The organism is Dongia sp. (assembly GCF_041906375.1).
Lineage (GTDB): Bacteria > Pseudomonadota > Alphaproteobacteria > Dongiales > Dongiaceae > Dongia.
On record NZ_JAYRJJ010000005.1, the window covers coordinates 36,084 to 48,730 of the forward strand.

Consider the following 12,647-nt stretch of genomic DNA (forward strand, 5'->3'; position numbering starts at 1 on the left):
GCTATCCCCTTCAAATCGCCAATACCGCGGGCGCCGGCAGGAGATCGGCGAGACCCGGCATTTCCGGCAGATGGATGCGACCTGATGGATGAGCCACCTGCCAGGGTCGGCGCACCTGGCCCAGCCGTTCCGCCACGGCGAGACCCGCCTGCAGCCCGTCTTCATGAAATCCGGCACCGAAATAGGCGCCGCAATACCAGACGCCTCCCTGACCTTGCAGCGACCACAACTCACGCTGCGCCTTTACGGCCGCGCGGTCGAACAAGGGATGGGCGTAGTCGAACCGCCCCCAAACGAGATCCTCGCGCACAGGCCGGTTCGGGTTGAGCGTTACCAGGACTGGGCGCGCCACCGGCAGATGCTGCAGCCGGTTCATCCAGTAAGTGACGCAGACCTGCGCGTCGTTTTCAATCCCTGCTCTTTCGCTCAGCACGTTCCAACTCGACCAGGCAGCGCGCCGCTTCGGCATCATGCTTGCGTCGCCATGGAGCACCGCATCGTTCCGCAGATAGCGCATAGCCCCCAAAAGCCGGCGCTCGAGCGCCGTCGGCGCGGCGAGCAGACCCAGGGCCTGATCAGCATGGGTCGCCATGACAACGGCATCGAACCACGCGGTTGTTCCATCAGCAAAAACCAGGCTGGGTCCGGCGCCACCGCGTTGCACGGCGGCAATGTGTGCATTCAGTTTAAGATCGATCGGCCGGGCCGATAGCATCCGCTCGACATAGGTCCGGCTGCCGCCGACCACCGTGCGCCAACAGGGTCGGTCCATTACCTGCAGCAGCCCGTGATTGTCGCAAAACCGTACGAACGCCCCCAGCGGATGCTGCAGCATCTGCCGCGGCGAGGTGGACCAGATGGCGCCCCCCATAGGGAGCAGATGGTCATGCACGAAGCTCGCGCCGTAGCCGGCTGCGTCCAGATAATCGCCGAGCGTCACGTCGCTAACCGAAGCCAGGCGCGCCTCGCGATAGAAGCGCAGCAAGTCGGCAATCATGCGCCACATGCGCGGACGCAGCAAATTCCGCTTTTGCGCAAAGAGGCCACGCAGGTTGCCGCCCGAATATTCGAAGCGCCCAGTATCGACCGACGCAGCGAAAGACATGTCGGTCGCCTGGGTGGCAACCCCCAGATGATCGAACAGTGCTGTGAGATTAGGATAGGTGCGCTCGTTGAAGACGATAAAGCCGGTATCGACTGGCACGCGTCCTTCCGGCAAATCCAATTCGACCGTATGGCTGTGTCCGCCCGGCCGACCATCCCGCTCATAAAGCGTCACGTCATGGCGTTGCGCCAGCAACCAGGCGGCGGCCAACCCCGAAACCCCGGATCCCAGGACGGCCACGCGCAGCCGGCGCGCCGGCATATCCGGCGCGACAGGACTGAATTGAGGTGGGGCGATCTCGGTCGGAAAGAAGGTAGCTTGGTCGTTCGGAGCCATGAACCGCCCTTATAAGATCGTCAAAAAATGCTTATTTGTGACAGCGTTACGTGCTGGATCGGCGGCCAGATCACCAGGTGCCGGAATGAAGGGGGGTTCCGACGGCTGATCCAGACGGCGACAGGTGTCGTAACGATGGCATGGAAAACGCGCATGTCATCCGTCAGATCCTGCCCGCCTCCGGCCTCCTCAATGCCGTGTGGATGCGCCCCGACAAGAAACAGTCTAAAAGGGGTTCATGGGCAGATTTACGATCAGCGTCGAACAGAATGAGCGTTAGCGATTCGGAGCCCGTTGGCGCCAAAGCCGAAACAGGCGCCGAACGCATGACCGAGCTTCTGTGCGTCTTGAAGCTGTCGCGCGACGAAGCTGCATTCGCTGAGCTGTTTCGCTATTATGCCCCACGACTGAAATCCTACATGCGCAAGCTAGGCGCCGCCGAGGACATGGCCGAGGAACTGGCGCAGGAAGCCATGGCCATGGTCTGGCGAAAGGCGCATCTTTTCGACTCTGACAAGGCTGGTGCTGGCACCTGGATTTTCTCGATCGCCCGCAATCTCCGCATTGATGCGTTGCGCCGGCGGAAACGGCCCGAGATCGAACTGGATGATCCAACGCTGGTGCCCGACGATCCGCGTTCGCCCGAGGCCGAACTCGATCATGGCCAGCAGGCGCAGGCCGTGCGGGCGGCGCTTGAAACCCTGCCAAGGGAACAGGCAACCATTGTCCGCCTCTCATTCTTCGAAGACAAACCTCATGCCGAAATTGCTGTGCAGCTCGGCATTCCGCTCGGCACGGTGAAGTCGCGCATGCGCCTCGCCTTCCAGCGATTCCGCAAGGCCCTTGGAGAGCCCGACTCATGACCCCCCTTCCCCCCATCGCTCATCACCCGGGTGAAGACCTGATCGCCGCCTATGTGGCTGGGGCACTCGACGAAGCAAGCGCCCTTGCCATCGCCACGCATATGAGCCTATGCCCTTGCTGCCGTAGGCAGGCGGCGGAATATGAGGCACTCGGCGGTAACCTCATTGATGCGCTCCCAGAAGCGGCGATGTCCGATGGCGCCCTGGCGGCCACCTTGGCTCGCGCCAAGGCGCCGGCACCGCAAGCCATTTCCCTGTCAGCACCGACAAAAAATGCACTGGCGCCCTCCTCGTCGATCGTCCTGCCGGCGCCCTTGCGCCGCTATGCCGGTGGCGATGTCGATGCCGTGAAATGGCGTCCCCTCGGGCCGGGCATTCATCATATGCCGCTGGTGAACGCCGAGGGCGTCACGGCGCGGCTTCTGCGCATCGCACCCGGTCGTTCCGTCTTCGACCATGGCCACGGTGGCTCCGAACTGACCCTCGTTCTCAGGGGCAGCTACAGCTCCCAGGGCGAACGCTATGCGCGCGGCGATATCGAGGTGGCGGATGAGAGCGTTAACCACCGACCGGTCGCCGGGACCGAGGATGTCTGCATCTGCCTGGCCGTTACCGATGCTCCGTTGCGCTTCGACAGCTGGATCGGCCGCCTGATGCAGCCATTCATCGGCATTTAGCCGAGCGTCCGACCCGGCCATCTAACCGGGCGAAACTATTTCCCTATCGACCGGTTATGCCTCGTGCCGGGAATGTGACCGGCCGAACTCCTGCCTGCGTCGTGTAGCCCCTGGACTTCAGCGCCGGGCTGGCTACTCTGACGCATTCATTTACCCAATTCACACTGCAGGCCGTCAGAATGCGGGTAACCCGCGCTTCAATCGCTTTTTTCGTCTTTTTTGCCCTGTTCCTCTCAACCGTCGACAGCCCCTCTTTGGCCCAGACGTCAACCGGGCAATCGCCTCTCGTCGAGGCCACGCAGCGCGTGGCCGGTTGGGAAAAGACTCTGAAGGCGGCGGAGGCTGCTTTGCAGCAGGAGGAGCTTGATCCCCCTCAGATCGACGCGGCGACCAAGGAACTTTCCGGAATCATTGGCGAGGCGCAGGCGCTGCGCAGTGCCAGCCAGCAAGCCCTGCAGTCCATTGTCGCCGAGCTGCAGAGCCTGGGACCGGCGCCTGTCGAAGGTGCTCCCCCCGAAGACGACAAGGTCGCCAACACTCGCGCAACCCTCACCAGGCGCCAAGCTGAACTCGATGGCTATATAAGCCAGGCCCAGCTCACCACCGTGCGCGCGCAGAATCTCATTGGCGCCTTAGGCGTGCATGAGCAGGGACAGCGCACCGCCTTCATCCTCAAGCGGCTGCCTGCACCGCTGAAGCCGGGCGTCTGGGTTGAAGGCTGGCAGCAAATGCTGGGCGCCGTCGAAGACACCCTGGCCGCACCACAACGCTGGTGGCGGGTTATTGCGGCCGAGGGCATGCAGAGCATCGTCCTCTTCGGTGGCTCGATCCTTACGGCACTTGCCCTTTTCCTCGCTTGGCCCCTACATCTTTTCCTTCGCCGCCGCTGGGGACCCAATCACGGCATCGAAGAACCGAGCCATGCGCGGCGCATTCTGGCGGCCGGCGCCATGGCCGTTTCCGACATTCTGCTGCCCTGCATCTTCCTCATCGCCCTCTGGGCATTGGTGGATGTTACCGTGCCGGTCGAGAAAGACTTCTTTACGCAACTGGTCGGCGGCGGCGCCAAGAATGTCATGGTGTTCCTGCTTGTTTCGGGCCTCGCCCGTGCGACCCTGTCCCCCCACCTCCCAAACTGGCGTGTCATTCCGGTAACGCCACAGGGTGCGCAGCAGATCGCCAACCGTGTCACGCTGCTGGCGATCATGGTCGCCATCTTTAACATGATCTATCTGATGGGCACAAAAGAGGGTCCCATCGCCGCGGACGCCTTTACCGCCTGCAACACTTTCGTGCGCGACGTCGTGATCGGCGTTATCGCACTCTCTTTGCTACGCCGCGTCTATTGGGCCGCTCCGGATGCACGCCTTGCCGGCATCATGGGCTTCGTCCGACGCGTACTCATCATCGTCGCCTGCGCATCACCGCTGCTGTCACTCGCCGGCTATGCCTATCTGTCGGAATCGGTGCTGATAGCCGTCACGGCCACACTGGTCCTCGTCGGCGTGGTATGGCTGCTGCGCTCTGTCATGCTGGAAGGCCTGGCGCGTATCCTAGGCTCCGAGGTAACCGACGAAGGTGCGGCGGCAACACCGGGGACCGGGCATGCTTTCCGCCTCACCTTCTGGGCCAGGCTCTTGGTCGAAACCGTCCTTTGGCTGCCGGCCGCCTATCTGTTGCTGCTTTTTTATGGCCTCTCGCCGGCGCTGCTTAATCTCATCATCAACCGGGCGGTGGGCGGCATTCAGGTGGGCCAGGTCTCACTCTCGCTGAGCGAGATCGTGCTGGCCCTGTTTGTGCTGGTGGCTGGCCTCTTCGTCGTCGGCCGTGTCAAGCGCTGGCTCTCCAACCAGATTCTGCCGAAATCGCGCTTTGATATCGGCCTGCAGAACTCGGTCGCCGCCGGCTTTGGGTATGTCGCCAGCATTATCGTCATCACCCTGGCCGTCGTAACATTGGGCATCGACCTCTCCAGCGTCGCGATCATTGCCGGCGCCTTGTCGGTCGGTGTCGGCTTCGGCTTGAAGACCATCGTCGAGAATTTCGTGGCCGGCATCCTGATCTTGATCGAACGCCCCATCAAGGTGGGCGACTGGATCGTGGTCGGCGGCACTGAAGGCACGGTCAAACGCATTTCGGTGCGTTCCACCGAGGTCGAAACTTTCGACAATGCCAGCGTGATCTTCCCCAATTCGGAACTCATCGCCAATTCTGTCGTCAACTGGACTCTACGCGATCGCATCATCCGCATCGTCATTCCAATGCGCGTGGTGCCGGGTACCGACACGAAGCTCGTCCGCGACCTGCTGCTCGATTGCGCGCGACAGCAGCGCCGCGTCTGTGCCGAACCGTCGCCGACCGTCCTGTTCAAGCGCTTCGTCGACATTGGCCTCGAATTTGAACTGCGCTGCTTCGTCATCGACACCGCCTATGTGAATCAGGTGACATCGGATCTCAATTTTGCCATCGACGCCGCATTCCACGCCCATGGCGTGGAAATGGCCCATACCGCCAGCTTCATCCGGCCGAGAGCTGAGTCGCTGCCGCCGCCGGCGACCGAACCGACCAAGCAGCCCAAGGCCAGCGGGCCGATTTCCGCGGAGGAATAGGCCGTCCGCCCGGCCCACTGTGATAGCCGTCACGCTGATGCCATCGCATTTTCCCTGCATTTGAACCGTTCGACGTCCTCATGGCACCAACGGACATGGAACCCGCATTCGGCGGTACATGATCACATTGGAGGACGACAATATGCGCAAGATCCAACTTCTTACCGCGATCGCGCTCGCGGCACTGATGGCCGCCTGTGCGCAGACCAACGAAACGGCGCAGGGAAATTGCGACCAGTTGCCGAGCGAAGCCTTTCTGCAGGCTGTTGACCAGGGAAAGTGCGACCTGGACGTGACGACGGCTGCCGGTGGTGAACCGAACCAGCCGAATAAGCACGAGTCTGACAATGATCACAGCGAGAGAGACGAAAGCGACGGCGACGGAGACGGTGGCGGCAATCCCGATCCGGACCCGGATCCAGATCCGGAAGATGGCGGCAACCATCCCTCGACTCAGCCCGAAACTGACCACCTGTAATCGGAGCATTTGATCGCCGCCGGAACGTGGTGGGGCTTAGGGTCCCACCACGTTTGCTTTGTCCTGGTGACGCCCGATGGGAGCACTGCTAGTGTCGGAGCCATGCTCGACTTTCTCGTCATCGGTGCCGGTGTCGTCGGCCTTGCCATTGCCCGCCGTCTTGCCCGTGCTGGGCGCGAAGTAATTATCGTCGATTCCGGCTCGTCGATCGGCAGCGAAACCAGTTCGCGCAACAGCGAGGTCATTCATGCCGGCATCTACTATCCGACTGGCAGCCTGAAGGCCCAGCTCTGCGTCAGCGGCCGCAGGGCGCTCTATCGCTATTGCGCGACGCGTGGCGTCCCGCACAGCCAGATCGGCAAACTTCTCGTGGCGACCGATGAAAACCAGCGCCCGACACTTGAGGCTTTGGCAAACAAGGCGCTAGCCAACGGGGTCGAAGACTTGCATATCCTTTCCGTCGCCGCAGCAAAAGCGATGGAACCGGAACTCCATTGCGTGGCTGCTCTGCTCTCCCCATCAACCGGCATCATCGACAGCCACCAATTGATGCTGAGCTACCTGGGTGATGCCGAGAATGCCGGCGCGGCCCTCTCCCTGCGCACGCCCGTCATCCGTGGTATGCGAAAATCCGATCATTGGCAGATCGGCCTCGGCGGCGACGAACCCGACGACATCAAGACGCGGCATGTGGTCAACGCTGCTGGCCTGCAGGCGAGCCAAGTGGCGCGCGCCTTGGGTCTTGCCCCCGACCGCGTGCCGGCCACCCATTTCGCCAAGGGCAATTACTTCACCTTGCAAGGCGGAAAGCCGCCCTTCTCGCGTCTCGTCTATCCAATGCCGGAACCCGGCGGTCTCGGTGTGCATGTGACGCTCGATCTTGGTGGACAGGTGCGTTTCGGCCCCGATGTCGAATGGATCGACAAGATCGATTACAGTCTCGATCCCGACCGCGCCGCCAAGTTCTATCCCGCAATCCGTCGCTACTATCCGGCGCTTGCCGACAATTCGCTTGTGCCAGCTTATTGCGGCATCCGCCCCAAGCTCTCGCGCGATCCACGCGCTGATTCAGACTTCCTCATCGCAAGCGAAGCCGATCACGGCGCCCCTGGCCTGGTCTGCCTTTACGGGATCGAATCCCCCGGCCTCACCGCCAGCTTGGCGCTGGCCGAACGCGTCGCCGCCGGCTTAGGCGTGCCGCCAAGCGCCGAAGACGCAGAATTATTCCACACCCGCTGACAGGGGCGTTCTGGCGAACATTCGATTTTCTGATAGGGAAAGTGGTGCCCGGGGACGGATTTGAACCGCCGACACGCGGATTTTCAATCCGCTGCTCTACCAACTGAGCTACCCGGGCCACGTTGGAACCGGCGGATATTTAATGGCTTTAACCGACCTTGTCCAGCCGCAAATGAGATCGCCTATTTAGCCAAAAAGGTATGCCGGATCAATCGCTTGACTTGCCATCCTCATCCGGCGGGGTAGCGTCGGCCGGGACTCGGTAGACATCGCTCAGCCATCGATTGAGATCGACCTTCTTACAGCGCGCCGAGCAGAAGGGACGAAACTCCGGTTCGGTCGGCTTGCCACAGATTGGACATTTAGCCATTTGCCACCTGCCACATCTCTGAAAGCGTCGGGCCATTGCGCCTGCGCAGCAATTCCACCAATCCCAGCCGCGACATGTTGCCGACCCATTCTATGGCCGGATCGACCCCAACCGCCTGTCGCAACGCCTCGATAACCTGATCTCGCTTATTGCGGTTTTCAAGGTCGATGAAGTCGATCACAACGATGCCGCCCAGATTGCGCAAGGCGAGTTGACGCGGAATTTCGCGCGCAGCCTCGATATTGACCGACAGTGCTGTCCGCTCGAAGCCCTTTTCCGCTGTCGCCGCCGCCGAATTGACGTCAATCGCTGTCAGTGTGCGCACCGGTTCGAACAGCAACTTGCCGCCGCCCGGCAACAGCACTTCCTCATCCAAACCTTCGGCGATCGCATCCTTGATGTCGGCGCGGGAGGGAACCCAGTCGCGCTCCGCCAGAAATTCGACCTTGCCGGCCAAGGTCGGCCGATGTCGCCTGCACCATTCATCAATGACTGGCACGTCCACGCGCCGATCGCATGTGATGCTTGCCACATCATCCAGCGCCCCCAGCGATCGCTGCCACAGATTCGGTGGTGCCACCAGTAGAGCCGGCGGCTGCTTCGACTTGGCGATGGCAGCCGCATCGACGAGTGTCTTGATACTGGTGGTCAGCCGAACACCCTTCTCCTCGCGCCCCTCGCGACGGACCTGGACGATCAGCGCATCGCCCTCACCAGGTCGGGCACCTTGCTTCTTCAGCGGCAGCAGGCCGGGCTTATCCAGCCCGATCTCGACAAAGGCGGCATTGAGACTGGGTTCCACCCGGATAACGCGCCCGAGATAGATGCCGCCAATCACACTGCCCGCACCGGTCCCCTCGACAAACGCCTGCGCGAGGCGGTCGTTCGCCCAGCGAAAGAACTCGATGCGATCCAGTGAGATGCTGACAAAGACATGATCCGCCATGATTACCCTCGAAAGCCTAGCCCAATCAGCATGGCATAGGCGTCGCTGACACTGAGGCCCACGATATTGCTATAGGAGCCGGCGATGTCGGGGATGAAAGCGGCTGCTAGGCCCTGCACGGCATAGCCACCAGCCTTGCCGTGCCACTCGCCGCTTGCGATATAGCGCTCGAACTCTGTGGCGTCGAGCCGTTTGAAGACAACACCGGTGCTCACCACTCGGACCGCGCGCCGGCCATCCGGTGCCGAGATGGCGATGCCGCCAATCACCTTGTGCCGCCGACCCGATAGCAATTCCAGGCACTTGCGTGCCGTCTTCTCGTCCTCTGCCTTGGGCAGGATGCGTCGCCCGAGGGCCACCACGGTGTCTGCCGCCAGCACATAGGCACCCGGATGGCGGGCCGCCACCGCATCCAGTTTCTCTGCCGCGATGCGTTTGGCATAGACGGCGGGCAATTCGCCCTTCTGGTTCGTTTCGTCAATATGCGGCGCGTCGATCACGGCCGGCGTAATGCCAATCTGTTTCAGAAGGTCGAGGCGCCGGGGCGAGGCGGAGGCTAGGATGAGGGGCAAGAGTTGGCCTTCCAGAATGATGCTAATTTAACGTTGTAGAATAGCGTACGCCCGAAATTCATATCTGGGGAGCGCCCGAGACCGGAAAACGCTCTCGAATCCGCTTCATCAGGCCGTCGCGAACAGCGCGATAGGCCTCCAACCGGTCCTCGCGGCTGCCCTCGACGATGGTCGGGTCCATGGTATTCCAGAACTCCACATCACACGCCATGGTCCTGGTCATGTCGACCGCCTTGTGCTGCGCCTCCGGCGACAGCGAGATGATGAGGTCAAAGGAATCATCCTCCAGATCGTCGAAGGTCTTGGACCGGTGCTTGGTGACGTCAATGCCGATCTCGTCCATCACGGCGACCACGAAACCGTCGACCTCCTGCGCGCGCACTCCCACTGAATCGACATAGACCCGGGTGCCGTGGAGATATTTCATGATCGCCTCGGCCATCGGTGAACGCACAGAATTGTAGGTGCAACAGAAGAGGACGCTGCCGGGAAGGCCCTGCGGCATGCGGCCTCACATCTTGACGTGGAGCGCGCAGATCAGCGTGAATAGCCGGCGCGCAGTGTTGAAATCGACTTCGACTTTCCCGGCGAGCCTTTCGCGCAGGATCTCAGACCCCTCATTGTGCAAGCCGCGCCGACCCATGTCGATCGCCTCGATCTGCGACGGCGAGGCGGTCTTGATGGCGTGGTAGTAGCTCTCGCAGATGTCGAAATATTCTTTGACGATGCGGCGAAATGGCGACAGCGACAGGATGAATTTGTAGAGCGGTGCTTCGGCCGCGTCCTTTATGTCGAAAACCAGCCGGTTCTCCTCGATCGAGAGACCCAGGTGATAGGGGCCCTTGTGTTCGATCGCCGGCACGAATTCGTTTTCTTCGAGCAGATCGAAAACGGCGACCGCGCGCTCTCGCTCGACCTCCGGCGATCGGCGTGCCGTCGATTCCTCGTCGAGATCGATGCGGATCAGCCGGCCGGTGGTCATGGCGGGTCGGTCAGCCCACGGCCAGACGCAGGCGCTCGACGAGCTCGTCGATTTCGCGCGGGTAGGTCTTCATCGCCGTACGATTGACGATGAGGCGCGATGTGACTTCGGCAATCTTCTCAATCTCGACCAGGTTATTGGCTTTCAAGGTAGCACCGCTGGAAACCAAGTCGACGATGCGACGGCAGAGGCCCAGGGTCGGTGCCAATTCCATGGCGCCCGAAAGCTTGATGCACTCCGCCTGCACGCCGCGCGCAGCGAAATGGCTCTGCGTTATATTGGGATATTTGGTGGCAACACGAATATGCGACCAGCGGCTGGGATCGTCGGTTGCCGAGAGATCAGCAGGTTCAGCCACAGACAAGCGGCAATGCCCGATCCTGAGGTCGACCGGCGCGTAGATTTCCGGATAGTCGAATTCGAGCAGCACGTCATTGCCGGCAACTCCCAGCTGAGCCGCACCGAAGGCCACAAAGGTCGCCACATCGAAGCTACGCACGCGGATGATCTCCAGCCGCGGATCGTTGGTGCGAAATCGGAGGGCGCGCGAATTTTCATCGGCGAACTCGGCTTCGGGCTCGATGCCGGCGCGCTTCAGGACCGGGAGAACTTCCTTGAGGATGCGCCCCTTCGGCAAGGCCAGAACAAAAACGTCACTCATTCTCGCCCCTTGGTGCCAGCACCTTCGCGCTCATGATCCGGGCGCCATTGCGTCGGCCATCCCTCGCCCATGTCCTTGAGGAAGACGCTGAGTTCTGAAATCGTCAATTGAATGACCCCACCGCCGGAAAACAGCAGATTGAGATGCGTTCCATCAACCTGCAGCGTCAACAACGACAGGAATTTGCCTCTTTGCTTGAGATCAACGCCCCGGCTGCGCACGGCCGTCACCTTGTCGGCGCAGAGTCCGCAGTGAATGCGCTGCTCGGTATCGTAATAATCATCGGCATCGTGGAAGCTGGCATCCGCCTTGGCCGGTGCCGTGGGTGCGTGACGACCAGCCGGCTGGCGTTCCCAGCGGAACCGGTTAAGCAGCATGATGAAGCGCTGCTCAGTGCTGAGATATTGCACCTCGGAGATAGGCACCAACGCGTCCTGCAGGCAGGCGGCGATGATCGCGAGATCATCGGCATCCTTCGCCATCAGGCGCATATCATTCGCGTTGGCCGGCTTCGCCATGTCCCTACTCCGCCGCGCCGTCGCTGAGGCGCTCGATCTCCGCCCCACAAGCGGAGAGCTTGTCGGTGAGCCGCTCATAGCCGCGATCCAGATGGTAGACGCGGTTTAGATAGGTGTCGCCCTCAGCCGTCAGGCCAGCAAGAACCAGCGACACGCTGGCACGCAGATCCGTCGCCATGACCGGGGCGCCGGTAAGCTTCTTGACGCCGCGCACCATCGCCGAGGAGCCGTGCACATTGATGCTGGCACCCATGCGCGCCAGTTCCGGTACATGCATGAAGCGGTTTTCGAAGATCGTCTCGGTGATCATGGAAGCACCTTCGGCCGTCGTCATCAGCGCCATCATCTGCGCCTGGAGGTCGGTCGGAAAACCGGGGAATGGTTCGGTCATCACATCGACACCGTTGAGCGCACCGTTCTTGCGCTTCACCATGAGGCCGCGCGGTGTCTCTGTCAGCGACACGCCAGCCTGCGACAGGGTCGAGGCGGCAGCGCCGATCAGTTCGTGATGAAGGCCGACCAACTCGACCTCGCCGCCGGTGATAGCCGCCGCCATCGCGTAAGTTCCGGCTTCGATCCGGTCGGCCACCACGGCATGGGTGCAGCCGTGGAGTTGGTCGACGCCCTGGATCTTGAGATGATCGGTGCCGATGCCTTCAATCTCGGCACCCATGGCGTTGAGGCAGTTTGCGAGGTCGGAAATTTCCGGCTCCCGCGCCGCGTTGATAAGGTGCGTCTCGCCCTTGGCCAAGGTGGCTGCCATCAGCAGGTTTTCGGTGGCGCCGACGGAGACTTTGGGAAAGGTAACTTCGCCACCCTTGAGGCCATGGGGCGCCTTGGCAAGTATATAGCCGGAATCGAGTTCAATCTCGGCGCCCATCTGCTGCAGGCCCTTGATGTGGAGGTCGACCGGGCGCGTACCGATGGCGCAACCACCGGGCAACGACACCTTGGCTTGGCCATGGCGGGCGATGAGCGGCCCCAGCACCAGGACGCTGGCGCGCATCTTGCGCACCAGATCGTAGGGCGCGGTCGTGATCGCGAGGCCCTTTGCCGAAAAGTTCACCGAGCGGCCCTTCAGCGACTGGCGCGTTGTCACCTCGACCCCGAGATGAGCGAGCAGATTCGTCATCGTCGTGATGTCGGCAAGGTCCGGCATGTTATCGAGCCGAACCTCGTCATCGGTCAGCAGGCAGGTGCACATCAGCGGCAAGGCGGCGTTCTTGGCGCCGCTGATCCTGATCTCGCCCTTGAGGGCGTTGCCGCCGCGAATGCGAATGCGATCCATGAA

At 61.7% G+C, this 12,647-nt stretch carries 14 protein-coding genes and 1 tRNA gene; 5 read left to right on the forward strand and 10 right to left on the reverse strand.

What is annotated here, in order from left to right:
* Window positions 1-10 precede the first annotated feature (10 nt).
* Window positions 11-1,441, reverse strand: a complete 1,431-nt coding sequence (locus ACE3OA_RS15725) for an NAD(P)/FAD-dependent oxidoreductase (RefSeq protein ID WP_374312375.1) — start codon at window positions 1,439-1,441, stop codon at window positions 11-13.
* A gap of 140 nt (window positions 1,442-1,581) precedes the next feature.
* On the opposite strand from ACE3OA_RS15725, the gene ACE3OA_RS15730 reads away from it, so the two are divergent.
* From ACE3OA_RS15730 to ACE3OA_RS15750, 5 genes are all read left to right on the forward strand, one after another.
* A complete protein-coding gene (locus ACE3OA_RS15730; protein WP_374312377.1) occupies window positions 1,582-2,304 on the forward strand; it encodes a sigma-70 family RNA polymerase sigma factor in 723 nt (240 codons plus the stop codon).
* Entirely contained in the window at window positions 2,301-2,981 is a 681-nt protein-coding gene (locus tag ACE3OA_RS15735) for a ChrR family anti-sigma-E factor (RefSeq protein ID WP_374312379.1), read from the forward strand. The genes ACE3OA_RS15730 and ACE3OA_RS15735 overlap by 4 nt, the downstream gene beginning before the upstream one ends.
* Window positions 2,982-3,160: 179 nt before the next feature.
* Window positions 3,161-5,590, forward strand: a complete 2,430-nt coding sequence (locus ACE3OA_RS15740; protein WP_374312381.1) for a mechanosensitive ion channel family protein — start codon at window positions 3,161-3,163, stop codon at window positions 5,588-5,590.
* A gap of 142 nt (window positions 5,591-5,732) precedes the next feature.
* Window positions 5,733-6,068 carry a hypothetical protein gene (locus ACE3OA_RS15745; protein WP_374312383.1) on the forward strand — a complete coding sequence of 112 codons (336 nt, stop codon included), beginning with the start codon at window positions 5,733-5,735 and terminating at the stop codon, window positions 6,066-6,068.
* 102 nt (window positions 6,069-6,170) lie between these two features.
* Window positions 6,171-7,307, forward strand: coding sequence for an NAD(P)/FAD-dependent oxidoreductase (locus ACE3OA_RS15750; RefSeq protein ID WP_374312385.1), 1,137 nt, complete (start codon window positions 6,171-6,173; stop codon window positions 7,305-7,307).
* Window positions 7,308-7,349: 42 nt separating this feature from the next.
* Here ACE3OA_RS15750 and ACE3OA_RS15755 read toward each other — a convergent pair.
* The 9 genes from ACE3OA_RS15755 to murA form a co-directional block, all read right to left on the reverse strand.
* Window positions 7,350-7,425 (reverse strand) — tRNA-Phe (locus tag ACE3OA_RS15755).
* A 90-nt stretch (window positions 7,426-7,515) separates the two neighbouring features.
* The gene (locus tag ACE3OA_RS15760; protein WP_374312387.1) at window positions 7,516-7,713 is read right to left on the reverse strand and encodes a DNA gyrase inhibitor YacG; all 198 of its coding nucleotides are present in this window, start codon (window positions 7,711-7,713) and stop codon (window positions 7,516-7,518) included.
* Window positions 7,670-8,623 carry a ribonuclease E/G gene (locus tag ACE3OA_RS15765; RefSeq protein WP_374312389.1) on the reverse strand — a complete coding sequence of 318 codons (954 nt, stop codon included), beginning with the start codon at window positions 8,621-8,623 and terminating at the stop codon, window positions 7,670-7,672. Before ACE3OA_RS15765 ends, ACE3OA_RS15760 begins: the two co-directional genes overlap by 44 nt.
* A 2-nt stretch (window positions 8,624-8,625) precedes the next feature.
* Window positions 8,626-9,195 (reverse strand): nucleoside triphosphate pyrophosphatase, encoded by a 570-nt coding sequence (locus tag ACE3OA_RS15770; protein WP_374312391.1) that lies wholly within the window; start codon window positions 9,193-9,195, stop codon window positions 8,626-8,628.
* Window positions 9,196-9,253: 58 nt separating this feature from the next.
* Window positions 9,254-9,700, reverse strand: coding sequence for an arsenate reductase ArsC (locus ACE3OA_RS15775; RefSeq protein ID WP_374312393.1), 447 nt, complete (start codon window positions 9,698-9,700; stop codon window positions 9,254-9,256).
* A 6-nt stretch (window positions 9,701-9,706) separates the two neighbouring features.
* Window positions 9,707-10,177 carry a UPF0262 family protein gene (locus ACE3OA_RS15780; RefSeq protein ID WP_374312395.1) on the reverse strand — a complete coding sequence of 157 codons (471 nt, stop codon included), beginning with the start codon at window positions 10,175-10,177 and terminating at the stop codon, window positions 9,707-9,709.
* A 10-nt stretch (window positions 10,178-10,187) separates the two neighbouring features.
* The gene (hisG, locus tag ACE3OA_RS15785; RefSeq protein WP_374312397.1) at window positions 10,188-10,838 is read right to left on the reverse strand and encodes an ATP phosphoribosyltransferase; all 651 of its coding nucleotides are present in this window, start codon (window positions 10,836-10,838) and stop codon (window positions 10,188-10,190) included.
* Window positions 10,835-11,356 (reverse strand): DUF2948 family protein, encoded by a 522-nt coding sequence (locus tag ACE3OA_RS15790; protein ID WP_374312399.1) that lies wholly within the window; start codon window positions 11,354-11,356, stop codon window positions 10,835-10,837. The genes hisG and ACE3OA_RS15790 overlap by 4 nt, the downstream gene beginning before the upstream one ends.
* Window positions 11,357-11,360: 4 nt before the next feature.
* Complete coding sequence (gene murA / locus ACE3OA_RS15795) at window positions 11,361-12,644, reverse strand: UDP-N-acetylglucosamine 1-carboxyvinyltransferase (protein ID WP_374312401.1); 1,284 nt, start codon at window positions 12,642-12,644, stop codon at window positions 11,361-11,363.
* Between the last annotated feature and the right edge of the window lie 3 nt (window positions 12,645-12,647).